This is a genomic window from Belnapia sp. AC561 (assembly GCF_979252845.1).
Genome location: NZ_CEEDBP010000001.1, coordinates 141,653 through 168,463 on the forward strand (window position 1 = coordinate 141,653; position 26,811 = coordinate 168,463).

Genomic DNA, 26,811 nt, shown 5'->3' on the forward strand with positions numbered 1-26,811 from the left:
ACCCCCGATGCATATCCCCCGCGCCGCCAGCCTGGCGGCATCCACGGCGCTTTCGTCGCACGCGGCGCGCCGGCCCCGCGCCGTCTATGCCGCGCCGCGCGCCGATGCCGGCGTCGATCCGGCGAAGATCCTGGCGAACCTGCAGACCTCCTTCGAGGCCTTCAAGCAGGAGAACGACAAGGCGCTGAAGGCCAAGGCTGACGTCGTCCTCGACGAGAAGGTCGAGCGCATCAGCGCGGACGTCGGTCGCCTGCAAGCCGCCCTCGATACCGCGAACCTGCAGCTCGCCGGCATCAACGCCGGCGCCGGCGGCACCCGCGAGCCCCAGTCGGCCGAAGACCGGGCCTATGCCCAGACCTTCGATGACTGGTTCCGCACCGGCGAGCAGGAGCGCGAGGTCCGGGCGGCGCAGAAGACCGGCATCCGCGCCGCGATCTCGGTCGGCTCGGCCGGCGATGGCGGTTACGCCGCGCCGATCGAGTGGGACCGCGAGGTCGAGAAGAAGCTGAAGATCGTCTCGCCCTTCCGCCAGTACGCGACGGTCAAGTCGATCACCAAGGCCGGCTATACCCATCTGTTCTCCGACCGCGCGGTCGGCAGCGGCTGGGTCGGCGAAACCGCGTCCCGGCCGGCCACCTCGACGCCGACGCTGGCGCCGCTGACCTTCACCCCGGGGCAGATCTATGCCTTCCCGTTCTCGACGCAGGACGCGCTCGACGATATCGAGTTCAACGTCGAGACCTGGCTCGCCGACGAGGTCGAGACCGAGTTCCTTCGGCAGGAGGGCATCGCCTTCGCCACCGGCGACGGCACGAATAAGCCGTATGGGTTGCTGACCTATGCGACCGGCGGCACCAATGCGGCCCGGCACCCCTGGGGTGCGATCCCCGTGGTCAACAGCGGCGCCGCGGCGGCACTGACGACCGATGGCTTCATCAGCCTGTTCTACGACCTGCCGGCCGCCTTCCAGGCCAATGCGCGCCTCTTCATCAACCGCTCCTCGACCGCCGCGGCGCGCAAGCTGAAGGACAGCAACGGCCAGTATCTCTGGCAGCCGAGCTTCCAGGCGGGCGAGCCGGCGACCATCGGCGGGCAGCCGGTCGTCGACCTGCCGGACATGCAGAACGTCGCGGCCGGCAACATCGTCGCGGCTTATGGCGACTTGGCCGCGACCTATGTTGTCGTCGACCGGGTCGGCATCCGGGTCCTGCGCGATGCCCTGACCAACAAGCCCTATGTCGGCTTCTACACGACGAAGCGGGTCGGCGGCGGGGTGAAGAACCCCGAGCCGATGCGGCTCCTAAAGGTCGCGGCGTAGCAGACGGGGCGGCCTTCGGGCCGCCCTTTCCCCGTTTCGGGGCGCAGTCAGTCAAACAGCCAGCAAACAGAGGGCGAGAGCATGACGACGAAGGCGCAGGCGCAGAAGACCGAGGCCGAGCTGGCCGCGGAGCGCGAGAAGGATCTGGCGGAGGCGAAGCAGGCCGCGGCCGCGAATCCCTCCTCGAAGCCCGAGACCGAGGGCAGCACCGCCGAAGCGACCACGACGACCGCGACGTCGGGCGCGACCGTCGAGCAGGCGGTCGTCGACGCCCTGCCGATGGGGCATCCGGCGATCGACAGCACGCCCCGCAAGGGCCTGCCGGCCGAGAGCAGCCAGATCGACTTCAACGATCCGACGTACTGACCAGCGGCGCGGGGTAGGCCATGCCCATTGATCTTGGATACCCCGCGCTCGGCTGGTTCGGCGGCGAGGTCGCGCTGCAGCGCGGCACCACGGTCCTCCGCCAGGTCGCGCCGCCCTCGGTCGAGCCGATCGTGCTGCTCGAGGCGAAGGCGCACCTGAAGGTCGAGACGACGGCCGAGGACGCGCTGATCCAGGGCTGGATCGTCGCCGCCCGGCAGCACGTCGAGGCCATCACCGGCCGGGCCCTGCTGCCGCAGGACTGGGAGCTGCGCCTCTCCGGCTTCCCCGGGCGCTGCGCGCCGATCGAGCTGCCCATGCCGCCCTGCATCTCCCTGCTCTCGATCTCGACCTATGACGCCGCCGGCGCGGCCACCATCCTGCCGACCTCGGCGTGGCAGCTGGACGCCCCCAGCGGCGACTTCGCCACCCCGGCGCAGGTCTACCCCGGCAGCGTCTGGCCGGGCGTGGTCGCCAGCCTCCGCGGTGCGGTCCGGATCCAGTACCGGGCCGGCTATGCCAGCCCCAGCGCCGTCCCGGCCCCACTCAAAGCGGCCATGTTCCTGCTGATCGGCGACTTCTTCGAGAACCGCGAGGGAACGCAGAACCGCAACCTGCAGGCCAATCCGGCGGTCGAGCGGCTGCTGACCCCCTACCGCCTGCCGCGGGTGCTCTGATGCCGGCCGGCCGGCTGCGGCATCACGTCGCCCTCGAGAAGCGGACCCAGGCGCCGGACGCCGAGGTCAGCCTGACCGAGACCTATACCGCCATCGCGCATACCTGGGCGCAGATCGAGGCGACCAAGGGCTCGGTCTACGCCGCGACGATCCAGGTCGGCGAGGGCCCGACGCATCGCATCGTCATGCGGTACCGCGACGCCGCCGCCTTCGACTTCATCAGCCAGGGCAGCCGGCGGTTCAGCGTGACCGACGCCCGCGATATCGACGGGCGGCGCACCTGGCTCGAAATCATGGCCGAAGAGTTGACGACGTGATCGACCTCAAGATCAGCGGCCGCGAGACCTTCCTTGACCTGCAGATCGCCGCGCGCCGGCTGGACGAGACGCTCCGCGGCGCGGTCCGCGACCTGGCGAAGCGGTTCGAGGCCGAGCTGAAGAACGAGCTGCGCCGGCCCAAATCGGGCAAGGCCTACGGGGGACAGTCCAGCCGGGCCGCCTTCCGCCGCAGCAGCCGTAAGACCATCATCTTCGGGCGGACGGCGAATGTCCGGACCGTCGTGCGCCGCAGCGTCAAGACGCGGGCCTACCGGGCCTCCGCGCCGGGCGAGGCGCCAGCCAGCTTCACCGGGACCGAGCTGCGCTCGATCCGGGTCAAGACGAAGGCCTACGGCGCGACCATCTTCGCCGACCGCGGGACGGCCTTCTATCGGCACTTCCTCGAGTTCGGCACCAAGCAGCGGACCCAGCGCAGCCAGCGGGGCAAGAGCGTGAACCGGCGGGTCGGCGCCATCGCCCCGCGGCCGGTCTTCTCACCGCTACAGGCCCGGCTCGACGTCGAGATGCAGGCCCGGGTCGAGCGGGCGGTCGACCTCTTCGTCGCCTTCGGGAGATAACCATGCGGCCGAGACTGATCATCCCGCGCCTGCGGGCGGAGTGCCCGATCTTCGAGAACCGGGTCGCCGGGTCGATCGACTACAAGCGGGCGGTCACCGCCGACGATCTCCCGGTCCCGCATGCCTTCGTCCTGCTGCAGGGGATCACCCCGACCGGCGAGGAGTTGCTCTCCGGCCTGGACCAGGAGGTCAATTCGCAGCTGTCCATCGTCCTCGCGGTCTCTTCCGCCGTCGACGCGCGCGGGCAGGACGCCAGCGAGCAGCTGATCACCTGTTTCACCCAGGTCCGCGACGCGCTGCTCGGCTGGTCGCCGGATCCGGCCCTCTATGGGCTGATCCTGATGGACGGCCTGACCCTCGCCGAGGGCGAAAGCTTCACCCGCGCCAGGTCCTGGGCGCAGTGCGACATCACGTCGACGGCGCTGGTCCGCGACCTAACCTGAAGGAGCATCGCCATGCCAGTCGGCGCGCAGGGAGCGAGCTTCAAGCTCTACTCCAAGATCGAGACCACCGAGAACACCGCTCCCACGGGCAACTGGGACCAGATGCCCTGCTTCACCTTCGGCCTCGGCGCCGATCAGGAGCTGTCGCAGGACGAGATCCTGTCGGCCAATCCGAACCGGGACGCAGCCGATCCCTTCTATGGCAAGGTGACCGTCGGCGGCCCGGCCCGGGTGCCGCTCGATACCGTGCATTTCGGCAAGTGGCTCCGGCTGCTGCTGGGCTCGCCGACCACGACGGGGACCACGAACTACACCCACGTCTTCAAGTCGGGCTCTGCCGCGCTGCCCAGCATGGGCTTCGAGAAGGCCTTCCCGGACATCACCCGCTTCGAGCGTTACCTCGGCGTCCGAGCCAACACGTTGGACATCGGGGTTTCGGACACCGGCGGCGCCGACGCCACCATCGGGCTGCTGGGCATGCAGGAGATCACCGCGGGCAGCAGCGGGGCCGGTACGCCGACGACCGCCGCCTTCACCCGGTTCCAGCGGCCGCAGGGTCTGGTGAGGCTGGCCGGGTCCACCCTGGCGGCGGTCACCGGCGGGACCATGCGGTTCACGAACGACATGGCGGCGGTCGACGACACGATCCGCAGCGATGATCAGGTCGAGGGGGTCGACTTCGGCCAGTCGAAGGGCTCGGGCGAGGTGCAGCTGCGCTTCAAGGACCATAGCCAGGTCGACATGGCCATAGCGAAGACCCCGGTGGCGATCGAGTACAGCCTCACCATCGCGGCGAACACCTCGATCACCTTCCTCTATCCCCGGGCCTTCCTCCAGCGCCGCGGCCGCGCGGTCGATGGCCCCCGGGGCGTGTCGATGACCCTGCCGTTCATCGCCGGCTACGACCCGACGGCGGCCTGCCTGCTGCAGGTCACCCTAAAGAACCAAGTGGCGGCGTACTGATGCTCAAGTTGTCCCTCGACCGGCAGCCGCGCTGGCTGACCCTGCCGCACGGCGTCAAGGTGCAGGTGCGGCCGCTCACCACCGCGATCTCGGAGGCCGCCTTCTCCGACGCTCTCAACCGGGTTCGCCCGGCGAAGATCGAGGCGGAGGATGCGGCCGCCGCCGGCACTCCACTCCCGGCGGACGGGCCGAACGGCGCGAATGCGGCCTGGCTGGCGGGCCTGCAGTGGCAGTTCCTCTGCGAAGCCTATGCCCGGTATGCCATCCTCCAGTGGGAAGGCCTGGGCGATGAGGCAGGCGAGCCGCTGCCGGTTTCCGCGCCAGCCCTGGCCGCCTTCGCTGCGCATCCGGACCTCGGCCGCGAGTTCTATCGCCTCCTCCGCGAGCAGCTGGATCAGCTGGACACGGAGGGAAACGGCTCCGGGACCTCTGCCAGTGGCGATACAGCGGCGGCGCCCGATCCTGTGGCGGCTGCCCAGACCGAGCCGAGTGGCCCGGCGCCGGCGCCGGCGAACGACCAGGATGCGCCGCCTGTCCAGGCGAGCTGAACCTGCCGCAGACCGCCGATGGCGCAGCTTGCCTTCGGGCGGCCGAGGCCAGCTTGACCGGCGGCGGGATGACGGTCGCCACGGTCGACATGGGCGGGGCGCTCGCCCTCGCCAAAGCCGCTGGCGTCCCGGCGGCTATCGCGGCCGATCTCGTCATGGCCGCGGCTGAGGGCATTCGCTCCGGCCTGGCTGACCGCAAGGAAACTGCAGAATGAGCGGCAGCACTCGCGCGATCACCCTGCAGCTTTCGGTCGGCAATGCCGAGAAGCTGCAGGCCGACCTCCGCGCCATGGGTACGGCGGGCGAGGAGGCGCTGCGCCGGCTCGAGGCGGCGACGGCGAAGGCCGGGGCCCGCGGCGGTGGGCTGACCCAGGTCAGCGAGGGCGCCAAGGAAGGCACGGCCCAGTTCGGCCGCCTGCAGCAGGGCGTCCAGTCCGCCGGCTACCAGCTGCAGGACTTCGCGGTCCAGGTTCAGGGCGGGACCTCGGCGATGACCGCTTTGTCGCAGCAGGCCTCGCAGTTCCTCGGCGTGTTCGGCACCGGTGGCGCGATCGCCGGCGCCGTGCTGACCGTCGGCATCCTGGTGCTGAAGCTGCTCGACGTGGCGACCAGCGTCGAGGCGATCACCAAAGCGAACCAGGCATGGATCGCCGGGCAGAATTCCATCAACAGCCTGCTCGAGACCACGATCGAGAAGACGACCCGGCTGCGGCAGGAGCAGCTGAGCAACGCCCGCACCGCGGCGACGACCGAGCTGGGCAAGGCCAGCAACGACGCCGAGGAGGCCGGGGGCCGGATCGCCGAGCTGGAGGCGGATCTCGCCCGCGCCCGCGGCGGCGCCTCGACCGGCCCCTCGCCGTCGGCGCTGGCGAGGCGGCGCGGCGTCACCGGCCAGACCCCGGCCGAGGGCGCGGCGACGATCGCCGCGCTCGAGCAGCAGCTGCAGGCCGCGCGCTTCGAGGCGGACGAGGCCACCCGGCGGCAGACGCGGGAGCGGGCGACCCTCGACCGGCTCAACGGCTCCCCGGGCAGCTTCGGCGCCGGCCGCGACTTGATCGAGGGTGCCGAGCGCGAGGCGGCCGAGGCCCGGCGGGTCCGCGGCATGAACCCGCAGCAGGCGGCGATCGAGCAGGCGCGGATCCGCGGCGAGAATGAGGCCCGGGAGAAGGGCCTGGTCGGGCTCGAGGCGGAGCGGGTCATTCGCGCCCGGGTCGCCGCCGCGACCGACAGCCAGGCCTACGCCGTCGCCCAGGCGGCCGAGGCCGAGGCCAAGCGCGCGGCGGCGGCGGGCCGCTCGGCGCAGGCGGAGGAGAACCGCTTCCAGTCGGCGTTGCGCGGCGGTCAGGCGGAGATCCTGCGCTCGAATGAGCAGCTGAAGCTGGCGCAGGCCCTGGCCACGGCCGAGACGCCGCGGGAGGCGATGCTGGCGCGCCAGGCCTTCGAGGTCGACAAGGTCACCTTCGCCATTCAGGCGCGGATCAAGACCGAGACCGATCCGCGGACCAAGGCGGCGCTCGAGGAGCAGCTGGCGACCATCCGCGGCCAGCGGGAGCAGATCGTCGGGCTGAACGAGGCGATCCAGAACCGCAACGCGCTCTTTCAGCAGGGCCAGGCCTTCGGGCAGCAGGGTGCGAACCGCACCGCCATGGGCATGCTGCCGGACGAGCGGGCCCGCTTCCTCGGCGAGTTCAACGAGCGGCAGCGCATCACCGGGCAGGGCCTCGATCCGGCCTCCCCGGAGGCCCTGCAGCGGATCAAGAACGCCGGCGACCTGGCCTTCGGCGACGAGCAGATGCGGAAGCTGAAGGACTTCTCCGGGGCGGTCGCCAATATCGGCAGCGCCTTCGAAGAGGCTTTCAGCGGGGTCGCCTTCGAGGGGAAGAAGGTCGGCGACGTGCTGACCTCGCTCGAGAAGCAGATCGCCCAGATCATCTTCAAAGCGACCGTCGGCAAGCAGCTCGAGCAGGCGGCTGGGGCGCTGGGCGGGCAGATCACCGGCGCGATCGGCTCTTACTTCGGCGGCGGCGCTGCCCCGGCTCCGGCCGCCACACCGGCCTACGGCGGCCTCTATGCGAACGGCGGGATCATGACGGCGCTCGGCGACCTTCCCCTGAAGAAATACGCCGGCGGCGGTATCGCGCGCAGCCCGCAGGTCGCCATCTTCGGCGAGCGTCGGGTCAACGCCGAGGCCTATGTCCCCCTGCCGGACGGCCGGACCATCCCGGTCACCATGAACGGGGGCGGCGGCGGGCCTCAGATCTCCATCGACGCCCGCGGCGCCGACGCCGGGGTCGAGCAGCGGATCGATGCGGTCCTCGCCCGGCGCGTCCCCGCCATCCTCGCCGCCTCCCGCGCCGACCTGACCGCGCGGGTCAACCGCGGCGGCGCCGATGCGCGCACCTTCGGGCGGCGCTGATGGCGATCCTCAACTGGCCCGCCACCCTGCGGAACCCGAATTCCGCCCGGCTGGCACTCGCCGCCAATACCCAGTCGGGCGGCCGCTCGCCCTTCGACGGCACCGAGCAGACCCTCGAGCAGCCCGGCTCCCGCTGGATGGCCGAGCTGCGCTGGGCGAACCTGCCGGAGGCCCAGTGGCGCATCATGCAGGCCTTTATCGCCTCCCTCGGCGGCCGGGCCGGGCGGTTCCGCTGGGGGCCGTCGGCCACCATGCCCCGGCGTGGCACCCGCGGCGGCGCGCCGGCGGTCAGCGGCGCCGGGCAGAGCGGCCGTGTCCTGATCACCACCGGATGGGCGGCCGGCGGCGGGGCCTACGCCTTCCGGACCGGCGACCTGGTCGGCTGGACCGATCCGACCGGCCGCGCCGTCATGCACATGCTGACCGAGGACGTCTTCACCGATAACGCCGGCCTCGGCCCGCTGCCAATCGCCCCGCCGATCCGCCGCTCGCCGACCAATGGCACGCCGATCGAGATCACCGCCCCGAAGGCGATCTGGCGGCTGTCCAGCGACGACCAGGGGCTCGACTACGAGCGCGGGGTCTTCGCCGCCGTGTCGCTGCAGATCGAGGAGGCCATCTTCTGATGACCCGAGGATTATCCCCGGCCGCCGCGGCGGCGGTCGCCAGCGAGACCCCGGTCCGGACGGTGGCGATCGAGCTGGACTTCCCCTCCGGCTTCGTTCGGATGAACGGGTCGCCGGCGGATATCGTCCTGAATGGCTCGCCCTTCCTCGGGGTCGGCGCCCTCGGCGGGATCTCGGCTATCGAGGAAAGCGCCGAGCTGCGGAGCTTCGACCTATCGGTTCAGCTCTCCGGCATACCGCGGGATAGCGTGGCAATCGCCCTGATCCAGGCCTACCAGGGCCGCCGCGGCACGGTCTGGGAGGTCCCACTCGACCCGGCCACCTATCAGCCGATCGCCGCGCCGATCCTGTTCTTTCGCGGCCGAATGGATCAGATGGACGTTCGCGTCGGCGATACCGCGACGGTGACCGTCCGGCTGCAGAACCGCCTGGCGGACTGGGAGCGGCCGAAGGTCCGGCGCTACACCGACGAGGATCAGCGCCGGGTCTACCCCGACGACGCCGGCCTGCGCTTCGTCGCCTCGACCGTCGAGAAGGCGCTGGTCTGGCCCGGCCGCGCCTGGTGGGACCATAACCGGTGAGGACCGCACCGGCCCGGCGCCGCTTTCCCGACTGGCCGGAGCGGCTGGCCGCGATCGTCGAGGACCGCCGGGAGGCGCCTTTCTACTGGGGCGGCCAGGACTGTGCCGGCTTCGCGGCCGACGTCACGGTCGCCCTGACAGGCGAGGACCCGGCCGCCTGGATCCGCGGCTCCTATGACGACGAGGCGGCGCTCGAGGCCATCCTCGCCGAGCGGGGCGGCTTCGAGGCGGCGGTCGCGCAGACGATGGAGGAGTTCGGCGCCCCCGAATGCCCGCCGGCCTTCGCCATGCGGGGCGACTGGGCCCTGGTCGACACCGGTAACCAGATGCTGGTCGGCGTCGTCCTCGACGACCGCATCGGGATCACCGGCCTCGACGGGCTGCGCTTCCTGCCGCGGCGGTATGCGAAGCGGACCTGGGCAATCTAGCGCGTCTGGCCCCCATGCAAAGCGGGCCGCCCCCAACAGCATTCCGGCCGGGCCGGACAATTCGGAGGCGCAATGCCGCCACTCTTAATCGCTGTCGTGGCCGCTGTGGCGACCTACGCCGTGGCCGCTGCGCCAGCCGTTATCGCTCTCTTGGGAGCAACCGGCGCGTTGATAGCGGGCACCGTCATCGGCTCGGTCGTCGCCATGGGCCTCGGTATGCTGTTCTCCTCGACCGCGCCCAAGGCGAAGGCAGCCACGCTCGACAACTCGGCGACCGATCAGAAGCAGCTCGTCCGCTCGCCGATTTCGCCGCGCCGAATCATCTATGGCCGGCAGAAAGTCTCCGGGCCAATCCTCTACGCTTTCTCTTCTGGCGAGGATCAAAGCGTCCTGCACCTGGTCGTCGCCCTGGCCGGGCATCCGATCGACGCGGTCGAGACGCTCTGGATCGACGATACCGAGGTCCCGCTGACCGATATCGACGCCGGGCAGGTCGTCTTCGGCAAATATGCGGGCAAGGCCGGCTTTGGCATTTATCTCGGCGATCAGGTCGCCGCGGATCCAAGCCTGATCGCGGAAAGCCCGGACGGATGGGACGCGACCCATATCCTGCGCGGCATTGCGTATTTGCATGTCCGGCTGATCTATGACCGCGACATATTCAGCGGCATTCCGAATATCGCGGCCACCGTCCGCGGGAAAAACAATATCTTCGATCCGCGCTCCGGGACTTCCGGCTATTCGATTAACTGGGCGCTTTGCATTCTCGATTATCTCACCGGCGCCCATGGCCTGGCCTGCGCCGGCGACGAGCTGGACGCCGACAGCTTCATCGCGGCGGCCAATCTCAGCGACGAGCAGGTCCCGCTGAACGCCGACGGCTCGGTCACTCAGACCCGCTACACCGTCAACGGCACCTTCACCCTCGACGAGGTGCCAATCGACATCATGGAGAAGATGCTCGCCGCCGGCGCGGGCGCCCTGGTCTACGTCTCCGGCCAGTACCGGCTGCACGGCGGGGCCTATATCAGCCCCTCGGCCTCCCTCGGCCCGAGCGACTTCGCCGGCCCGGTCGAGCTGCAGACCATGCCGTCGCGCGCCGAGCTGTTCAACGGCGTCCGCGGGACCTTCATCGACCCGGCCCGCTTCTTCCAGGCCTCCGAATACCCGCAGTTCCAGGATCCCGCCGGGGTCGCCGCCGACGGCGAGGAGATCTGGCGCGAGGTCGAGCTGGTCTTCGTCGACGATGCGACCCGGGCGCAGCGCCTGGCGCGGCAGACCCTCTATCGCATGCGGAACCCGCTGACCCTGAAGGTGCCGGTCCGCTACGCCGCGATCCAGTTCTCGATCTGGCAGACCATCGCCGTCACCCTCCCGGACTTCGGCTGGGCGGCGAAGCCCTTCCGGATCTCGGCCTTCACCTTCAACCCCTCCGACGCGACGGTCACCCTGACCCTCACCGAGGAGCAGATCGCGGCTTACGCCTGGCTCTATGACGCGGCGATCGGCGTCCCCGACAACCCGAATACGACGCTCGTCGACCCGCTCTCGATTCCGGCGCCCGAATGGGTCAGCGTCACCGTCTCCACCGCCCTGCAGGCGGACGGCACCGTCGCGCCGGCCCTCGACGTTGCCTGGGCGGCCGCCGCCAATCCCTTCGTTCTCGCGCATGAGGTCCAGTGGCAGGTCCCCGGCGGCGAATGGCTGTCGCGCGACGTCGCCATGCCGGTGCTTTTCGCGGTGCTGGAGCCGGTCATCTCCGGCCAGGCCTACAACGTCCGGGTCCGCGGGGTCACCGGTCTGTCGCGGGGCCTCTGGTCCGCCCTGGCCACCCCGACCGCCGGCGCCGACGTCACCCCGCCATCCGTCCCCGGCAGCCTGGCGACCTCCGGCGTCCTGCGCGGGGTGGCGGTCTCCTGGGCCATGCCGCCGGAGCGCGACCTGGCCGCGATCGAGGTCTACGAGGGCGCGAACCCGACGCCCGGATCGCGGGTGCTGATCGGCGAAACCCGGGCCAGCGTCTTCCTCCGCACCGGCCTGCCGCCCGACACGACGCGGCATTACTGGGTCCGGGCGCGGGATCGGAGCGGGAACGTCTCAGGCTTCGCCGGGCCGGTCGAGGGGACCTCGTCCTTCCTGCTGACCGACGATATCGGCAACGCCATCCTGACGACCGCCAAGTTCGCCAGCAACATCAAGCCGATCGAGCTGATCGAGGACCTTTCGGTCGACATGCCGGACGGCACGGTTGCCACCAATATGGAGGACGGCAAGCTCTACACTCGCGAGGGCGGCGTCTGGCGGCGGACCGTGTCCGGCCTCGGCCCGGGCGGCACGCTGACCGACGAGCAAATCAACGACCTCGACGCGGCCAAGCTGCTCGATAACAGCATCCTCGCGGCCAAGATCGCGGCGGGCCAGGTCAACACGTCGCATCTGGCCGTCGGCGACAGCAACGTCATTTGGAACAGCACGCTCACCCGGACGACCGATGGCTGGATCGGGGCCGCCTACGGCAGCACCCCGGCCCTCGCCTTCGGCTCATCCTACAGCGGCGGGTTCGGCGCCTATAGCCTCTCCGGTCTCGGCTCCGGCTTCCTCTGGCTGCCGACCGTGGTCGTCCCGGTCGGCTCCGGCGCCTATGCAGACTGGCGGCCGGTCGCCGGCATCGCCGGCGTTCCCTTCTCTCCGGGCGACGTCGTCCAGGCGCGTGCGGCCATCGGGACGAACCGCTGCGCCGCGGTGATCAGCATCATCTTCTGCAACAGCGCCGGCCTCGAGATTTCCCGGTTGACCTCCAACGGGACGACGGCGCCGGGCGGCGGGGGCCGGGATGCCGACTTCGCTCAGCATACCCTGCTCGGCACTGCGCCGGCCGGGACGGCGACGGCGATCCTCCGCATCCAGCTGGTCGGCACTGGCGGCAGCAACCCGATCCTGTTCTTCACCAAGACGGCGATCGGCGCAGCGCCGCCCCACGCGACCGAGGTCGGCGCCTGGGCGGCCGGTGGCGTGACCGAGATCTCTGGCGGGCAGCTTCGCACGCGCACCGTCACCGCCGAGCAGGTCAACACGGATGCTCTCTTCGCCGACGCAGGCACTTTCAACAGCCTGCGCGCCGGCATCGGCTCCTTCGGCGGCCTGCGCGCGGCCGAGATCGCGGCGCACGAATTGCGGGCATATCACCTGGCGGCGGAGGAGATCATCTCCGACAGCATCCAGGTCCGGAACCTGGTCGTCGGTACCGAGAAGATCACTGGCTCGGCAGTCACCAGCCTGGCGACCGTGTCGACCTACAACAACGTCACCCAGTCCGGGCCGAGCAGTTACGGCTATGCCGTCGTCGGCCTGGTATCCGTCGGCGTCAGCATCCCCGGCGGCACGTCCGACGGCCGCGTGCTGATCGTCTGCAATCCGAACGAGACGCGGGTCGCCACCCTGCTGATCGACGGCGGCGGCGGTGGCGCGGGCGGTGGCGGCGATGGTGGCGGCGGCGGGGGAGGCGCAGAATAATGGCGATACCGACCGACCTCTTCGTCAACAGCTACGGCATCGCGCTCATGCGCCACAACGGTGCGGAGTGGTCTTTCGTCGGCTGGGTCAAGAATGGCTTCAGCTATGTCGAGGAGCTGGCACCCGGCACCTATATCTATGCGCTCTGGTTCGTCGTCGGGTCGAAGTACAATGCGACCTATGGGGCGGCGACCGATCGCTTCAACTCCGCCACGGTCGAGGGCATCTCGCGGCTTTCTGTCATGCGGGCCAAGAAGTGATGCGGTACTTCGCCATTCTCCGCGACGGCCTGATCATCGGCGCCGGCCTCTGCCCCGAGGCCGATGTCGAGGCGCAGGAGGCCATGCCCGGCTTCGCGGTCGCCTGGCTCGAGGATGAGGCGGCCTATGCCGCCGTCGCCGCCGCGCCCGCCGCCTTCCGGATCCTCGACGGCGTCGTCGTGCCGCGGGAGGCCATGCCGGCGCCGACGATCAGCGCGACCACCATCGCCGCGGACGGCATCGCCGAGGCCGTCATCACCGGCCTGCCGGAGCCCTGCCGGGTCCTGGTCCGCAGCTCGACCAATAGCAGCGCGATCGATGTCGCGGACGGCGAGATCGTCCTGACCAGCACGGTCGCCGGCGCGATCGAGATCACGATCGAGGCCGCGCCGGCCTATCTCGCCTGGCGGGGCACCATCCATGCGGTTTGACCTCGGCCCGCCCCTGGCGGCGATCAAGGCGGCGGCCCTGGTCCGGATCGACACCGAGGCCGAGGCGGCGCGCCTGGCCTTCGTCACCGGCGGCGCCGGGCAGGCGCTGGAATACCAGGCGACCGAAGCCGAAGGCCGGGCTGCCGTCGCCGCGGTCGCCGCCGGCGCCACGCTGGATTCCGCCGATTATCCCTTCGTCGTCGCCGAGATGACCGCCTTCGCCGAGGTCGGCATCACCGTCACCCTGCTCGAGGCCGCGCAGCAGGTCGTCGCCCAGGCCGACGCCTGGCAGTCGACCGGGTCGCTGATCAAGGCCCTCCGCCGCGGCGCCAAGCTGCGGGTCGAGGCTGCCGGCACGCCAGCCGAGGTCGCCGCCGCCGCCAGTGGCATCCCCTGGCCCTCGCCTTAGCCCAAGGATCCCCGCCCATGGCATTCGTCCGCGCCGCGCTCTCGATCGAGGGCCTGACCGATCCCCTGCCGCCGCCGGTCGTCGTCAACGCCGCGCTGACCCTGCGCCTCGCGTTTGCCAATGCCGGCGGCGCGCCCGTGGCGGTCAGCGGCGCCGCGCTGCTGATCTCCCGGCCGGACGGGGTCGAGCTGGCCGTCCCGGCCGGTACCATGGACGCCAGCGGGACCGGGGTCTGGCTCTACACCCTCCTCCTAGACCAGGGCGGCCAGTGGCGCTTCCGGGCGGCCTGCGACGGCGCCGCGACGCCGGACTTGCCGGTCACCGTCACCGGCTCGGCGCTGTCTCCAGCCCTCCCGACCGGCCCGATTCTTGTCGACGAGACCGGCCTGCCTCTGGTCCTGCCGGAGGGCGGCTTGCTGACCATGGTCCGAGCCGATCGGACGCCTGAAGCCGCAAGCCTCCCGGGCCTGAAGCTGGTCGGCGTCCAAGACGAGCAGGCCCGGCATATCACTGGCGAAAGCCTCATGGCCGCGGCAGGCAGCGCTGGGGAGGAGGCGGTCGGCCCCATGGTCGAAGCCGTCGCCGCCGACCGGGGCGCGGTGGCGACCGACCGGACAGCGACCGAGCAAGCCCGGGCTACCGCCGACGCCAAGGCGGCGGCCGCTGCCGCGAGCCAGGCGGCGGCGGACGCCGCGCGGATCCTGGCGCAGACCAGCGAAGCCGCGGCGGCGACGAGCGCGGCCAACGCGCAGAACCTGACCAGCGTCGTTGCTGCCGCCTCCGACAATCCGGATGCGGAGGAATTCACCGATGGCCACGGCGGCGTGCTGCGGACCCTTTCCGGCGATGGCAAGACCCAGCGCATCGGGTCCAGCACGCTGCGGGAGGGGACCAACGCCGGATCGGCCCGGCTGGAAACAGCGGACGGCTCGCGCGGGATCGAGCTTGATCCGGTCCGCGGCGGGACGGTCCTCGAGGGGGCACTCGCCCGGGACGACGGCGGGGCAGGCTTCGCAATCGACGACGGCGCCGGCGGCGTCCTCCTGGACGCGGGCCCCGGCTACCTCGCCGGCGGCGGCCTGGTGCTGCTGCATCGGGCGGACGGCACCCGGGCCATCGCCACCAGTGACGGCGCCGACGTCCTGACCGTCGCCACGGATGGCACCCCGACCGTCGTCCGGCCGGCCTTCAGCACGGACGAGATTCGGCAGTGGAACGCCTGGGCGCTCGGCCAGCGGGCCGCCGTCATGGGGCAGCCGGTCACCGGGGCCCAGCCCTTCGACCTTGCCTATGGCCTGGCCGCCTGGATGGGGCAGTCCAACCTGATGGCCAAGCAGGGCTTCCCCGCCCTCGATACCGTGCAGACGCTGGGCAACCTGATGATCGGCGATGCTGTCATGCCCGGCACCGAGACGGCAACCACCTATGCCCAGGTTGGCACCCTGGCTCTCAAGCCGATGGTCGGCACCGTCATGGACGGCACCGGCGGCGTGCTGAACCCGGCGCAGATCGCCGCGCTCGACCCGGCCAGCGCCGCGAACCTGGGACAGTCGCCGGCGGTCTCGGCAGCCAATACCCTCAAGCGGCTCTGGCTCGACCAGCTGAACCAGGCGACTGATGCGACCCGCCAGCTCATCACCGCGGTCTGCGGCGTCTCCGGCACGACGATCGCGCAGCTGTCGAAAGGCGCCACGCCGGGCCTCTACGGCCGCTTGGTCGACGCCGGGACCAAGGCGCAGGCGCTGACCGGCGGCGCGGTCCGGCATGTCGCCACCGGCTATATCCAGGGCGAGGACGACTATTCGGCCGGCACCGATGCGGCGGCCTGGAAAGCGGCGGTGCGGCAGCTGCGGGCGGATCTGCATGCCGACGTCGCCGTGGCCAAGTTCGGCCAGGCGCGGACCGCGGCCTTCTTCATAGCGCAGACCTCGGGCTACGGGGTCACCTATCCCCCGGACCCGGCGCCGAAGGATATCCGCATCGGCCAGGCGCAGCTCGAGTTCAGCGAGGAGGAGCCCGACGCCTTTATGGTGGGGCCGCTCTACCCCTACACCGAGAAGGGCATCCACCTCGACGCCAACGGCTTTCGCTGGCTCGGCTGCCAGTTCGGCAAGGTCATGTTCCGCGTGCTGGTGCAGCGGCTGAGGTGGAAGCCGCTCTCGCCGATCGCCATCCTCTACCGCGGCAACGAGATCCTGCTCGTTCTGCATGTGCCGGCGCCGCCGGTCCGCTTCGGCCTGCCCTATGTCCTGAATGCCGCCACGGACTATGCGACCAAGGGCTTCGAGGTCGCGGACAGCCTCGGCACCCCGACCATCACGGCGGTCGACGTCGTCGCCGATGCCGTGATCCGCATCCGCTTCGACCGGGTGCTGGTCGCGCCGACGCTCTATGCGGGCAGGCGGCAGACGGTGCTGGGCAATACCTGCGTCCGCGACAGCGACGCGACGGTGCTGCCCTACCGCTACACCGTCGCCGCGGGCATGGCGGCGACCGAGAACGTCGCGGCGCTCGTCGATAAGCCATACCCGGCCGACAACTGGCTCTGCTGCTTCCAGCGCGCCGCCGTGGCGGCTTAGGAGACCCAACGCATGGCGCTTTCATTCTCGCCCGTCGGCGTGACGGCGACGCTCGACCCAATCCGCGAAGCTCCGCCGATCCGGTCCAACCTGCTGGTCTGGCATCGCCTGGGCTCCAACCTGGCGCGCAGCCGCCGCAACCTCGCCGCGGCCGGGCTGCCGGCAGCGGTCGCCGTCGGCGCCCCGGACGTCCAGCCCACCTATGCCAACCTGCTGGGCGCGGCAAACTACCTGACCGATGCGATTGCTGAGACCGGCGACTGCACCATGCTGTTCGTGGCGCGCAGCGACGACACCCAGGCTGCCGGCGCCAGCCGCATCGCCCCGGGCGGCTATGGCAATGACGGGCTCTCGATTTATGGCGGTGGCGCGACGGTGCTGCGGGCTTCGGCCTACTGGACCGTCGGGGGCGTGAAGACCGTTCGCACCGCGACGCTGAACATCGCCGCCGGCTTCGCCGCTTGGCGCCTCTATGCCGCAGTCGCCCAGGCCGGGGTCGGCGTCATCCTCTACAACCTAACCGATGGGACCTCAGCGGCCACGGCCGACGCCACGAATGCTCGGGCCCTGGCGGCGCCCGGCTTTCGCACTGGCTCGGTGCTCGGCGGTACCGCCGGCGGCATGTCGCAGATCGCGCTGTGCGCCCTCTACGGCCAGGCGCTGACCCTGACCCAGCTGCAGACCCTGCGGACGTATATCGCCGCCCGCATGGCCGAGCGCGGCATCACCGTCTAGCGCCCCCACGGCGCCAGCTACCTTCCACCCCACGAAAGGCACCCCATGGATCCCGCAGTCTCGGCGGCGCTTGCGGCCGCACGTCTTGCCATCGACACCCTGTCCACCGCGCTGGCCACCCCTCCCGCGGCTGGACCGCCGGCGCCGGTGGTCAAGCCGTCCGCGCCGGTCGGAGAAGCGGTCGATTGGACCCTCACTGGCCTGGCGACGCAGGCCTACTTCAAGGCGACCGGCCGCTGGGTGGAGATCCGGATCTACTCGGACGGCACCCGTGAAGGGCCGGAGATCCCGGCGCCGACGCCCGATGCCAGCCCGAAGCCGGCCGAGGGCCCAGCGCCGGTCGAGATCAAGCCGCCGGTCGCCACAGTGCCGGCCGCTGGCGTGCAGGTCTGGGCCGGCCTGGACAAGCTGCGGCATCACTACGGGCGCGTCTGGGAGCACGACGGCCAGGTCGATGTCGCATCCTGGGCCGGCGAGGGCTTCTCCCCGTCCGGGGTCATGCAGAAGCCGAAGGAGGACGGCCAGGGCTATGGCGTCTACACGCTGGAGCTCTCCGGCTCGAAGTCCAACGCCCCCGGCAAGTTCGCCTGCATCTGGCCGGCGGATGACGTGTGGCGCTGGGAAATCGACATCGTCGAAAACGACTTCGACGGCAATGCCATCGCCACGCTGCACTGGGACGGCCACACCGGGCACGACCAGTCGGAAATGAAGTGGCTGGCCGGCATCCGGGCCGATGAGCGCCACGTCTATGAGACGACCTGGTCCCGCGACCTGATCGTCATCAAGGTCGATGGCGTCGAGAAGGCCCGATTCACCGAGCATGTGCCGCGGGAAAAGGCGGACGGCGGCGCCTGCGATGGCTGCCTCGGGGTTGGCACCCAGCCGGCCTGGGCAGCGCAGGCGCAGACCGGCGATCAGATCTTCACCGTGCATGCGGCGTCGTACCGCAAGCTCGGCTGATGATCTTCGTCCGGCACTCCCTCCGCGAGCTCACCCGCGACGGCTGGGCCGTGCTGCACCTGATCGTATCCGCCGTGCCGGCTTGGTTCTGCCTCGTGCTGTCCTGGCACGGGGACACCTTCGCCACCGGCGGCGGTGCCTTCGCAGGCATGGCCGCGGTGGCGTCGGAGCACGCCTGGGCCATTGCCAGCGGGCTTGTGGCGGTGCTCGGCGGCTCGGCGTGGTGGACACGCTCCTGGCCGTTCTGGGTCGCCTCCACCGTCATCCTGAGCGCCTGGCACGGCTTGGTGGCGCTCTGCGTCTTCCAGGCCAACCCGATCGGCACCGGGGCAGGGACCTATGCCCTGCTGGCGCTGGCCGCGACGATCAAGGTCGCCCGGCCGGTGGACGCACATGTGAGGCGCCATCGCCATGCCCATCCGTACCGCTAGGCGCGCTGCCTACACCGCTCTCGACTATTTCCAGCGGACGCCCTTCTGGTCCGAAGCCTGGTCGGGCGCCGCCGCCGCCCTTTGGTCCGTGATTACGATCATCGGCGCTGGTGACGTCACCAGCCGTCCCAGCTTCACCGTGTTGGGGGCTCTCGCCGGGACGCATTTTTGGGAGTTCTCCGGCGTGGCACTTGGACTGTCCCAGATGGCTGCTCTGCTCTCCGGCCACTATCCGGCGCGCTGGTGCGGTGCCTTCACCCTTGCCGCATGGTGGACGATGCTCACCATCAGCATCGTGCAGGTGGATCCTGGCGCACCGTCCTGGGGCCTCTACGCCGTTTTCGCCGTCAGTAATCTCGTGAGCATGGCTCGCTTGGCCGGGCGCCGTGGGTGATGCCGGACATCCCGCCTTGGCTAACGGCGCTCATCTCCATCCTGACCCCGGTCTCAATGGCGGGGTGGCAAATCTACCTTTACAGGACCGGCCGATACGACAAGCGCGAGGATGCGCGCGAGGCGGCCGAGGACAAGCAGCTGCAGATGCTGGCCGGGCAGCGCGACAAGATCATCGCTGACCAGCGCATTGACCTCGAGCGCTGCCAGGCGCTGCTCATCACCACGAATGCCGATCGCTACCGCGGTTGGGACGTGGCGCGGCGCTGGTACGACCTCGCGTACACCTGGCGTATCCAGCTCATGCAGGCGCTGAGCGCGGCCCGGGCGGCGCGGCAGACGGCGGAGAGCATGGCGAGGCTCTACAGCGTCGAGCCGCCGGCATGGCCCGGTCCGCTGGAAGACGCGCCACCGCTGCCGCCCTTCGATATGCCCAAGGGCTGAAACGAAAACCGCCGGGACCCTGCAGGGGGTCACCGGCGGCTTGTGCTGCGGGCCTGGCGATTGCCGGGGATGGCCCCCGCAGCACGTCGAGCATGCCCACCCCGCGCCGCCCGGGCAAAGCGGCATTTCTCACAAGCTGGAGATTTCCATGGACGCCTCCCTGGCGCTGCGGCTCATTGTCGCGCCCACGCTCGATTGGTTGGCGACGCTCGGCATTCGCAGCGACCGACGCGCAGGGGTTATGCTGCTGGCTATTGCCGGGCAGGAGAGCGGCTTCCGTGCCCGCGCCCAGGTGATCGCCGGGGGTGGGAAGGGGGCTGCCCGTGGACTTTGGCAGTTCGAACGCGGCGGTGGGGTGGCGGGGGTGCTGCAGCATCGCGCCACGGCCAAGGCGGCGCAGGCGGTCTGCGATTCGCTGCTGGTGCCGGCCGACCCGATGAGCGTGCATGTGGCGCTGGAGCAGAATGATGTGCTGGCGTGTGCCTTTGCGCGGATGCTGCTTTGGGCTGATCCAACGCCGCTGCCGGCCGAGCAGACCGGGGGGTGGCAGGTCTATCTCCGCAACTGGCGGCCAGGCCGGCCGCACCCCGAGTTCTGGCCCGGCCGGTGGGCTGCAGCGGCTGCTGCGTCGGAGGCCGTGTAATGCTCGCGCTCCTGCCCGCCATCCTCCAGCTCGCCCCCACCCTAGCCGAATGGCTAGGTGGCTCGAAGGCCTCGGCCGTCGCTGCCCAGGCAGTCTCCGTGGTGCAGGCCGTCACCGGCAGCACCGACCCGGCAGCGATCGCCAACCTGCCGCCGGAAAAGCGCGCCGAGCTGCAGATCCGCTTGGCGGAAATTGCGGTCGAGCAGCGCCGGGCCGAGAATGAGGAGATGGTGAACGCCCGGGCGATGACCCTGCAGTCGCGGCTGATCGCCATCGCCCAGGTGACAGGCGGCGGCATCATCCTATCCGTCTGGGGCTTCATGATCCTGCGCATGGCCATCTATGGCCTGCCGTACGGCTCGTCCGAATTCTATGCCACGGTCCTCGCCGGCGTCTCCGGCATCCTCGGCGGCATCATCCAGTTCTTCTATGGCAACAGTACCGCCAGCCAGGCGGCCAACCAACGGCTGGACCAGCTTGCGCGGCAGGCGCCGGCTCTGGCTCGTGCCCAGGCCCCGGCGATCATCAACCAACCGAGCGGGACGGTGGTGACGGGAGGCACGACGGAGGATCTGAACGAAGCTAGTCTGCGGGCGGCGAGGGGCGGGTGAATGGAGGGGCGTCCTGCGGGGTGCCCCTTCTGCAATTCGGCCTCGCCGCCCGGCCGATGTATGTGGCGGCCGAGGATGTGCTGACCGCGGAGATGGCTCGGGCAATCCTGGCTGCGAAAGAGACTGGCGCCCGGCTGTGTGGGTAGCGAAGCAGCGCGGCGAAAGATGAGATGCGGAGGTGATGGATGCGGGGCTTCCACCCGCCGCCGGGTTAATTCGCCCCGTACCTGCCGAAGGCGCGCAGCGTTCCGTCTGCTCGCCATGCACCACTAGACGGATAGTGGCCAAACGAAATTGGAGTGGCCGCCCGATGCCCCGGAACTGAGTGAAAGCTGCCCGGCAGCTTTCACTGCCGGACAGCTCTTAGCCACCTAGTCGCCCATTAGGCGGATCGGTTGTTCCTGCCTTTTTTTCTACACGGGAACCAAGATTGGCCACGCGCGAAGGCCGTAGTTCCGAGCCCACAGCTGCCTGCCGGAGCTAGGGCACCGGCGCCACGGGCGCCAAATGTAGCGATACCCCGGCGGGGGAGGAGGGAGCGGTGTGCGTATAGCGGGCGTGCTCATCGGTTGAGTCCTTCGGTTGACGCTAATGCGCCTGTGAACGAGGGGCCCAAAAACAGGCATTGCCGACAAACGCTCGGGTGTCTATATCGACACCTGTGCAGTGAGCGAAGTCGGCGCCGCCACCTTTGGGCGGCCCCTCAGTACCCATCAGGTTTCATACGAGCGATTAGGGATTGCAGCCCTGATCGCTCGCTTTACTTCGGGCTTGGTATTCTTTTCAGCTGCCCCAAGCGTATCCGTGCTGCGTCGACAGAAACCCCGAACTCCCGCGCTATGTACTCCGCGGATGTGCCTGACGGATCGGGGATCAGCGCTCGCGGCATCATTGCCGCCCCAGCCCAAGCCTTTGCTTGCCACTCAGGGTCGCGGAACGCCGGCGGGGGCTCTGAAGACATCCTACGAGCCAGCCGTGCCCCAGAATGCAAGAAAAGATGACCTATTTCATGCATGATCGTCATCCGATCGCGGCCTCTGTTTTGGCAAAGGCCGTTGTATACGTCTTCCCTGACTAGGATGTGCTTGCGGTCAGGATCGGCTAAGGCGTGATTGCTTCCCATTTCTAGTGCACTTGCTATCTCAAAATGCGCGTCTTCACCGAACAACAGATGTAACCCATGTTCGGCGAGACGCTGCACATCAAGCCATGGCGCATCAGCCCCGATGTATGTCCTGAAAGTCCATGCAATGGTCTCGATGCGGGCGAGCGAAAGCGGTGGCGCTTCGCGATACGAGATACTCACATCAGTTTCCTCGAAAACATCTCACGGATCTCCTTGAAGTCTTGGTCTGTCAGGTGTTCAAAATTGCGCGCAAGCATTGATGCCGTTTCACGTGCAGCTGGGGACATCGAAGGCGTTAGGTTGATTTTCTGTTCAGTCACAGAATACGCGGCTGCCTTCCGAAGTCTCTCGTGCTCCTCTTCGTTGAGGTGCATTGCTTGGGCGATACGGTCGACTAACACTGGCGAAATAGCTTTTCGACCGGCCTCGACTGCTGACAGGAAAGTGGAGCTTACGTTCAGTCGGTCAGCCACGTCCTTCAGCAGCAAATCATGGTCGATCCTCAGCTTCCGTGCCTCCTTACCAAACGGGTTGATGCTCATGACGGGTTCCTTCGAGATTATAAGAACGAAGGTCATTTAGGGAACCTGAGAGGTTATGTCAATGGGTGCGGAGGTGCATAAGATCGCATTGTAGGTGCGTCGGCAGGCGCCGGCAGTAGCCTCTTCTCCGACCCGGCCGGTCATCATCAGGAAGGTCGTCAAGCCTGCGCCTTGAGGCCGCTCCATCAACACCTACCGCGGCGCCCGCATCGAATGCCTGCCGGGCAACCATGTCTGCGGCCTGTTCACGGCCAACTACCCGCTGAGCGGCAACTCGTTCGGTGCGCCTGGGACCATCACGCCACTGATGGATCTGTGGATCGAGAAGCAGCAGCTGCCCGGGTACATGCGGCGGTAGGGCGAGAGGCGCTGACTTCAGAGCCGCAGCTGGGGCATCTGGCTTCGAAGCAAGCCCCGTTGTGGAATGTCTCAGAATTCAAGGCATGCAGGCGTCATGGGAAGCGCGCATGCTGGGCAGATGCCACGGGCAGTCTACTACTTTCTCATGATCGCAGCGGTGGGGATCGTGCTCAGCCTGATCGCTGTGGTGTTAGTTATGGTCCATCGCTGGCTCGACGGGCGCAACAGAAAGTAGGGTTTGAAGCAGTCCGCATTTTCAGATGAACCCGCCTTTGCTCCGGCACCTGTCTGCGATCTTGGTCGCTAGATGCCAAGGATAGGCCCGAGCCTCTCTGACCCATCGCGGCGAGCGAATGACAGTCAGGGGTCCGGATCAAGCTGTCTTTTGGACGGGATAGTCGCTTCCGGCGGGTTCCCTTTCGGCACCAGTCGCCCGACAGCGGCAAGCAAGGCGTCGAGGTCGAAAGGCTTATGCAATCTCGGCGCCGCCGCATGGAACGACGTGCTATGCTCTTCTTCGTACCCCGTGCCGAAAACGAAGGGGACCCCGAGGGCGGTCAGGCGGTCAGCAACCGGCCACACGGCCTGCCCTGCCAAGTTGATGTCGAGGACCGCAGCGCTCAGGCCGCCCTCTGCCGCGGCCATCTCCGTCAGCCGCAGCGCTTCATCCAAGCTGCATGCAGGACCAATGACCTTAGCTCCAGCCTGGACCAGCACCTGTTCCACCAGCATGGCGACCATAGCCTCGTCCTCGACGACCAGGATCCGCTTGCCTCGAAGGTGTGGACACTCAGAATTTGGATAAGCGGTGTGCATGGCCGGTCCTCCCAACGCCATTGCAGCAACCGACGCGATGCGAGCGTCGGCCTCAACAGCGATCTGCTGGGGACGGACCCTTTAGGCCACGGCGATGGTCCATTCCCTCCCAGGTGAGAGCCAAGCACGTTATCGAAACGAAGTCGTTGTGAATTCGGACTACCTATACTTAATTGCCACTTTGGCTGCCTCTGAAGGCGTGGCAGGGTCCAGCCTTGGCGACGGGTACTCCGGCGGTAATGCGAGGATGTGGTAATGGATGACCTCGAGCTCATCGGCTTTCTGGTCGTAGTTGCGGTCAGCCGCATCGAGGCGCTGCTAATCCCGGTCGGGCTGATGGCAACCGCCCTTGCCTCGGCCTCTCCCCTGAACTTCGAGCCAGTCGCTGTTTGATCCGCCATCGCATATTGATGGCGCGGTAATATGGGACGCGGGGAGCGGGGCAGACGGCCGATTCTTCAAGGCCAGCCGGGTCCGTTGGCCACGACTTGATGAAGCGGTAGCCCTAGCCTGCCTCGCAGCGCAGTTCGCCATTGGCGATCTCGAGCAGCACGTCGACATGGCATGGCATCGACAGCCTGCACCAGCAGGCCAGGTTCCAACCGCCCAGCTGCTGCCGGACCAGCGAGGCCTGCGGAGTGACCCATTCCTCGAAGTACATCAGCGAAAGCTCACGGGCATCGCCTTCGCTGCCGGTTCGGACCATCGTGCCGCGGCGCACCTCCTGAATGTACCAACCTTGCTCGTCTCGTCGAACGGACCAAGGATTGGCCCATCGCGTCGAACTGCTGACCACCTTCGTGCGAGGCGGGATCCTTGCGCCAGGTGTTTGCTGGCGATGAATGCGCTGAGGTTGAGCCGACACAACCGTCCCCGTGTCCGACCGCCCCAAAGGGGGTAGGGTCTCGCCACGGATAGTTTAGAGAACATCCGTCATCAATCTAAAGCTGTATGTCGAAAAGAGATTTACAATCATTTTAGTTTTTGATTAGACCTTCAGCAAGGTCATCCGCTCGCTGGACTGTAATCGGGTTTCCCATAACTTAAGCCGAGTTTTCCGCGCTAGCTGATAACGGGCCGTTGGTAGGCTCGCGGCACTACCAGGGTTGGGCTTGCAGTGCATGCGCAGCGGCCACCACCGGGCAGGGTGGTCGGCCCTCTCGCTACTGCGCACCCTCCTCCACAAAATGCCCTGCCAGCATGCCCAGCAGCCAAGCAACTGCGGCCATCATCACGTAGAGGATTGCGGCGCCGACAGGATCGCCGAACGCTTCTGTATATGCATAATCCCCGGTGATGCCTTGGTAGAAGCGAAACCCAGCCATCACCAACAAACAGATTGCAGCGGTGAAACCAAGCCAAGCTAGCATTATGCTTAGAATTAGCATGGCCAGCACTCCAGGGGCTTCCCCTGCGACAAGATGCGCTGCGGCGCTGGCCTTACCTAATTGTTTCGCTCTGTATGGGCGCGCGGCTGCGGTCTGAGGCAAATGGAAACCAAGCCGCCTAGGATCGGTGGCTGACGCCCACTGTGCTTGGCCGTGAGCCGCAGCAGCTGCACCGCATGCGATCGATCATCTGGTACAGCTTTGTGTCTCGGGCCATGCCATGGCGCCTTGCCAGCGGACCGATCTGCAGCGCTGCCCGATGGCCGCAGGCGCAGCCCAGGTGCAGGTAGTCCAGCCGGCGGTACCATACGGGGTCCACCGGCTGCGGCGAGCCGTCCAAGTGCCGGGACATGGCAGGCTAGACTTGGCGGATCAGAAGCCAATCTTCCTCGGCCACCATCCCCTCGCTCACGGCCTGCGCACCCGCTTCTTCAAACAGGACGCCCCGGGTCTGCGCCAGCAGCCGGATCCGGATGAACACGGCGAAGAGGCGATCGGCCTCGGCCTCGATGGCGATTCGGTTGAGGTCCATGCTGGAACGTAGAGAGAACATGGCACTGAGGGCCAGTCACGGTGTGTCGTTTAACCCGGCCTCCACGGGTTGGAAATCGCCCCGCAAGCCATTGAAGCGCGGCGCCAACGGAGCCCGGGTTGGAAGTCTGAAAGTGGCGGATTACCGCGAAATACCCACTCTCTTCGGGCGCGCCATTCTTCTTCCATATAGCGGTTAGGCAGTACCTTCGGGTTGATCCGGCTTTCCCGGCTGCTTTGAGTTCCGGCCCGACTGTGCCGATGTCGCCGTAACCGGCCCCCGCTGTCAGCAGCCATCCCATGCGGCAATCACTGTCCCATCCTTGCAGAAGATGCTTCGCCCTCAGGCATGCAGGATCGCACCTGGACGCCGGCCGAAGGTCGGCCGGACCCGCCTGCCACCCATCCTTTGCGAAAGGCATCCGGTCGCTTGATGCCGATCAAGGCTTCGGTGCCCGGCGAGGCGGAAGATGCCGCCAGAGGCCGGCGATCCGGCCGGCCTCGCCCCGCACCCGGGGCCGGAGGCCATCATGCGTTTCAAGGATATCCTGGTCACCCTGGACCCCAGCGAGCAATCGGCGACCCGGCTGAAGCTCGCGGCCGATCTCGCCCGACGGCACGATGCGCATCTCACCGGGCTGCTGGTCGTCGATGTGATGACGCCGATGCTCATGGCCGGCGATGGCAGCGCTGCCGTCCTGGGCGACCTGCTGGCGCAGATGCGGGAGGATGCGCTGGCGGCGGCGGCCACGGTGGAGACGGTGTTCCGCGAGACCCTGCGGCGGCAGGGGCTGGCGGGCGAATGGCGGCTGGTGGAGGGTTTTGGCCCCGGCCAGGTGGCGATGCAGGCCCGCTACGCGGATCTGACCATCCTCGGCCAGCCTGACCCCGATGGCGGCCAGGCGGATGCGGCCGCGATGCTGGAACAGGCGATCTTCGCCTCGGGCCGGCCGGTGCTGGTGGTGCCCTATGCCGGGCAGTTCGGCAGCATCGGCCACAAGGTGCTGGTCGGCTGGAATGCCGGGCGGGAGGCGGCGCGGGCCTTGAACGATGCGCTGCCCATCCTGGCCCAGGCCGAAAGCGTGACCGTCTTCGCCATCAACCCCGCCGCCGGCGAGGCGGCCCATGGCGAGGAGCCGGGCGCCGATATCGCCCTGCATCTGGCACGGCACGGCGTCACCGTCGCGGTGGAGCGGACCGAGGCGCGGGGCATCGAGCCGGGCGCGATCCTGCTGAACCAGGCGGCGGATACCATGGCGGACCTGCTGGTGGTCGGTGCCTATGGCCATTCCCGGCTGCGGGAGATGGTGCTCGGCGGGGTCACGCGGACCCTGCTGCGGGAGATGACGCTACCGGTCTTCCTGTCCCACTGAGACGC

At 68.6% G+C, this 26,811-nt stretch carries 33 protein-coding genes; 27 read left to right on the plus strand and 6 right to left on the minus strand.

The genetic code is table 11. The features are described 5' to 3' along the window. Positions 1 to 7 precede the first annotated feature (7 nt). The 25 genes from AC0IW9_RS00755 (at position 8) to AC0IW9_RS00875 (ending at position 20,670) form a co-directional block, all read left to right on the plus strand. Positions 8 to 1,318 (plus strand): phage major capsid protein, encoded by a 1,311-nt coding sequence (locus tag AC0IW9_RS00755; protein WP_471646288.1) that lies wholly within the window; start codon positions 8 to 10, stop codon positions 1,316 to 1,318. Between the two features lie 81 nt (positions 1,319 to 1,399). Next, a complete protein-coding gene (locus tag AC0IW9_RS00760; RefSeq protein ID WP_471646289.1) occupies positions 1,400 to 1,684 on the plus strand; it encodes a hypothetical protein in 285 nt (94 codons plus the stop codon). A gap of 20 nt (positions 1,685 to 1,704) precedes the next feature. Continuing rightward, a complete protein-coding gene (locus AC0IW9_RS00765; RefSeq protein WP_471646290.1) occupies positions 1,705 to 2,358 on the plus strand; it encodes a head-tail connector protein in 654 nt (217 codons plus the stop codon). Continuing rightward, on the plus strand, positions 2,358 to 2,675 hold the full coding sequence (locus AC0IW9_RS00770; protein WP_471646291.1) for a head-tail adaptor protein: 318 nt from the start codon (positions 2,358 to 2,360) through the stop codon (positions 2,673 to 2,675). The genes AC0IW9_RS00765 and AC0IW9_RS00770 overlap by 1 nt, the downstream gene beginning before the upstream one ends. After that, positions 2,672 to 3,253 carry a hypothetical protein gene (locus tag AC0IW9_RS00775; protein ID WP_471646292.1) on the plus strand — a complete coding sequence of 194 codons (582 nt, stop codon included), beginning with the start codon at positions 2,672 to 2,674 and terminating at the stop codon, positions 3,251 to 3,253. The genes AC0IW9_RS00770 and AC0IW9_RS00775 overlap by 4 nt, the downstream gene beginning before the upstream one ends. Before the next feature lie 2 nt (positions 3,254 to 3,255). Next, the gene (locus AC0IW9_RS00780; protein WP_471646293.1) at positions 3,256 to 3,696 is read left to right on the plus strand and encodes a phage tail terminator protein; all 441 of its coding nucleotides are present in this window, start codon (positions 3,256 to 3,258) and stop codon (positions 3,694 to 3,696) included. Between the two features lie 12 nt (positions 3,697 to 3,708). Next, complete coding sequence (locus AC0IW9_RS00785) at positions 3,709 to 4,659, plus strand: phage tail tube protein (RefSeq protein ID WP_471646294.1); 951 nt, start codon at positions 3,709 to 3,711, stop codon at positions 4,657 to 4,659. Next, positions 4,659 to 5,207, plus strand: a complete 549-nt coding sequence (locus AC0IW9_RS00790) for a hypothetical protein (RefSeq protein ID WP_471646295.1) — start codon at positions 4,659 to 4,661, stop codon at positions 5,205 to 5,207. The genes AC0IW9_RS00785 and AC0IW9_RS00790 overlap by 1 nt, the downstream gene beginning before the upstream one ends. A gap of 68 nt (positions 5,208 to 5,275) precedes the next feature. Beyond that, positions 5,276 to 5,422 carry a hypothetical protein gene (locus tag AC0IW9_RS00795; protein ID WP_471646296.1) on the plus strand — a complete coding sequence of 49 codons (147 nt, stop codon included), beginning with the start codon at positions 5,276 to 5,278 and terminating at the stop codon, positions 5,420 to 5,422. Beyond that, positions 5,419 to 7,623, plus strand: coding sequence for a hypothetical protein (locus tag AC0IW9_RS00800; RefSeq protein WP_471646297.1), 2,205 nt, complete (start codon positions 5,419 to 5,421; stop codon positions 7,621 to 7,623). Before AC0IW9_RS00795 ends, AC0IW9_RS00800 begins: the two co-directional genes overlap by 4 nt. Beyond that, entirely contained in the window at positions 7,623 to 8,249 is a 627-nt protein-coding gene (locus AC0IW9_RS00805; RefSeq protein ID WP_471646298.1) for a hypothetical protein, read from the plus strand. Before AC0IW9_RS00800 ends, AC0IW9_RS00805 begins: the two co-directional genes overlap by 1 nt. Continuing rightward, a complete protein-coding gene (locus AC0IW9_RS00810) occupies positions 8,249 to 8,830 on the plus strand; it encodes a hypothetical protein (RefSeq protein WP_471646299.1) in 582 nt (193 codons plus the stop codon). The genes AC0IW9_RS00805 and AC0IW9_RS00810 overlap by 1 nt, the downstream gene beginning before the upstream one ends. Further along, positions 8,827 to 9,258, plus strand: coding sequence for a DUF6950 family protein (locus AC0IW9_RS00815; protein ID WP_471646300.1), 432 nt, complete (start codon positions 8,827 to 8,829; stop codon positions 9,256 to 9,258). Before AC0IW9_RS00810 ends, AC0IW9_RS00815 begins: the two co-directional genes overlap by 4 nt. A gap of 168 nt (positions 9,259 to 9,426) precedes the next feature. Then, positions 9,427 to 12,771, plus strand: a complete 3,345-nt coding sequence (locus AC0IW9_RS00820; RefSeq protein ID WP_471646301.1) for a phage tail protein — start codon at positions 9,427 to 9,429, stop codon at positions 12,769 to 12,771. Next, on the plus strand, positions 12,771 to 13,031 hold the full coding sequence (locus AC0IW9_RS00825) for a hypothetical protein (RefSeq protein ID WP_471646302.1): 261 nt from the start codon (positions 12,771 to 12,773) through the stop codon (positions 13,029 to 13,031). Before AC0IW9_RS00820 ends, AC0IW9_RS00825 begins: the two co-directional genes overlap by 1 nt. Then, positions 13,031 to 13,462: a hypothetical protein gene (locus tag AC0IW9_RS00830; RefSeq protein ID WP_471646303.1), complete on the plus strand. Its 432-nt coding sequence runs from the start codon at positions 13,031 to 13,033 to the stop codon at positions 13,460 to 13,462. Before AC0IW9_RS00825 ends, AC0IW9_RS00830 begins: the two co-directional genes overlap by 1 nt. Beyond that, the gene (locus AC0IW9_RS00835) at positions 13,452 to 13,871 is read left to right on the plus strand and encodes a hypothetical protein (RefSeq protein WP_471646304.1); all 420 of its coding nucleotides are present in this window, start codon (positions 13,452 to 13,454) and stop codon (positions 13,869 to 13,871) included. Before AC0IW9_RS00830 ends, AC0IW9_RS00835 begins: the two co-directional genes overlap by 11 nt. A 17-nt stretch (positions 13,872 to 13,888) precedes the next feature. Next, positions 13,889 to 16,450: a sialate O-acetylesterase family protein gene (locus tag AC0IW9_RS00840; RefSeq protein ID WP_471646305.1), complete on the plus strand. Its 2,562-nt coding sequence runs from the start codon at positions 13,889 to 13,891 to the stop codon at positions 16,448 to 16,450. Between the two features lie 12 nt (positions 16,451 to 16,462). Next, positions 16,463 to 17,185, plus strand: coding sequence for a hypothetical protein (locus AC0IW9_RS00845; protein ID WP_471646306.1), 723 nt, complete (start codon positions 16,463 to 16,465; stop codon positions 17,183 to 17,185). A gap of 45 nt (positions 17,186 to 17,230) precedes the next feature. Beyond that, positions 17,231 to 18,148: a hypothetical protein gene (locus tag AC0IW9_RS00850; RefSeq protein WP_471646307.1), complete on the plus strand. Its 918-nt coding sequence runs from the start codon at positions 17,231 to 17,233 to the stop codon at positions 18,146 to 18,148. Next, positions 18,148 to 18,579 (plus strand): hypothetical protein, encoded by a 432-nt coding sequence (locus tag AC0IW9_RS00855; RefSeq protein WP_471646308.1) that lies wholly within the window; start codon positions 18,148 to 18,150, stop codon positions 18,577 to 18,579. Before AC0IW9_RS00850 ends, AC0IW9_RS00855 begins: the two co-directional genes overlap by 1 nt. After that, positions 18,560 to 18,973 (plus strand): hypothetical protein, encoded by a 414-nt coding sequence (locus tag AC0IW9_RS00860; RefSeq protein WP_471646309.1) that lies wholly within the window; start codon positions 18,560 to 18,562, stop codon positions 18,971 to 18,973. The genes AC0IW9_RS00855 and AC0IW9_RS00860 overlap by 20 nt, the downstream gene beginning before the upstream one ends. Continuing rightward, the gene (locus AC0IW9_RS00865) at positions 18,973 to 19,416 is read left to right on the plus strand and encodes a hypothetical protein (RefSeq protein WP_471646310.1); all 444 of its coding nucleotides are present in this window, start codon (positions 18,973 to 18,975) and stop codon (positions 19,414 to 19,416) included. Before AC0IW9_RS00860 ends, AC0IW9_RS00865 begins: the two co-directional genes overlap by 1 nt. Positions 19,417 to 19,564: 148 nt before the next feature. Then, entirely contained in the window at positions 19,565 to 20,059 is a 495-nt protein-coding gene (locus AC0IW9_RS00870; protein ID WP_471646311.1) for a hypothetical protein, read from the plus strand. Next, complete coding sequence (locus AC0IW9_RS00875; protein ID WP_471646312.1) at positions 20,059 to 20,670, plus strand: hypothetical protein; 612 nt, start codon at positions 20,059 to 20,061, stop codon at positions 20,668 to 20,670. The genes AC0IW9_RS00870 and AC0IW9_RS00875 overlap by 1 nt, the downstream gene beginning before the upstream one ends. A 760-nt stretch (positions 20,671 to 21,430) precedes the next feature. Here AC0IW9_RS00875 and AC0IW9_RS00880 read toward each other — a convergent pair. The 3 genes from AC0IW9_RS00880 to AC0IW9_RS00890 form a co-directional block, all read right to left on the minus strand. Further along, complete coding sequence (locus AC0IW9_RS00880; protein ID WP_471646466.1) at positions 21,431 to 21,793, minus strand: ImmA/IrrE family metallo-endopeptidase; 363 nt, start codon at positions 21,791 to 21,793, stop codon at positions 21,431 to 21,433. A 179-nt stretch (positions 21,794 to 21,972) separates the two neighbouring features. Further along, positions 21,973 to 22,338: a helix-turn-helix domain-containing protein gene (locus tag AC0IW9_RS00885; protein WP_471646313.1), complete on the minus strand. Its 366-nt coding sequence runs from the start codon at positions 22,336 to 22,338 to the stop codon at positions 21,973 to 21,975. A 720-nt stretch (positions 22,339 to 23,058) separates the two neighbouring features. Further along, positions 23,059 to 23,514 carry a response regulator gene (locus AC0IW9_RS00890; protein WP_471646314.1) on the minus strand — a complete coding sequence of 152 codons (456 nt, stop codon included), beginning with the start codon at positions 23,512 to 23,514 and terminating at the stop codon, positions 23,059 to 23,061. Positions 23,515 to 23,769: 255 nt separating this feature from the next. Between AC0IW9_RS00890 and AC0IW9_RS00895 the strand changes: the two genes are divergently transcribed. Beyond that, positions 23,770 to 23,907 carry a hypothetical protein gene (locus tag AC0IW9_RS00895; RefSeq protein ID WP_471646315.1) on the plus strand — a complete coding sequence of 46 codons (138 nt, stop codon included), beginning with the start codon at positions 23,770 to 23,772 and terminating at the stop codon, positions 23,905 to 23,907. Between the two features lie 112 nt (positions 23,908 to 24,019). Here AC0IW9_RS00895 and AC0IW9_RS00900 read toward each other — a convergent pair whose 3' ends face one another. The 3 genes from AC0IW9_RS00900 to AC0IW9_RS00910 all read right to left on the minus strand — a co-directional run bounded on the left by AC0IW9_RS00900 (position 24,020) and on the right by AC0IW9_RS00910 (position 25,434). Beyond that, positions 24,020 to 24,379 (minus strand): DUF4326 domain-containing protein, encoded by a 360-nt coding sequence (locus AC0IW9_RS00900; protein ID WP_471646316.1) that lies wholly within the window; start codon positions 24,377 to 24,379, stop codon positions 24,020 to 24,022. 298 nt (positions 24,380 to 24,677) lie between these two features. After that, a complete protein-coding gene (locus AC0IW9_RS00905; RefSeq protein ID WP_471646317.1) occupies positions 24,678 to 24,911 on the minus strand; it encodes a hypothetical protein in 234 nt (77 codons plus the stop codon). A gap of 349 nt (positions 24,912 to 25,260) precedes the next feature. Further along, positions 25,261 to 25,434 (minus strand): hypothetical protein, encoded by a 174-nt coding sequence (locus AC0IW9_RS00910; RefSeq protein ID WP_471646318.1) that lies wholly within the window; start codon positions 25,432 to 25,434, stop codon positions 25,261 to 25,263. Between the two features lie 469 nt (positions 25,435 to 25,903). Here AC0IW9_RS00910 and AC0IW9_RS00915 point away from each other — a divergent pair, with 469 nt between their 5' ends. After that, positions 25,904 to 26,806 (plus strand): universal stress protein, encoded by a 903-nt coding sequence (locus AC0IW9_RS00915; protein WP_471646319.1) that lies wholly within the window; start codon positions 25,904 to 25,906, stop codon positions 26,804 to 26,806. The last annotated feature ends 5 nt before the right edge of the window (positions 26,807 to 26,811 follow it).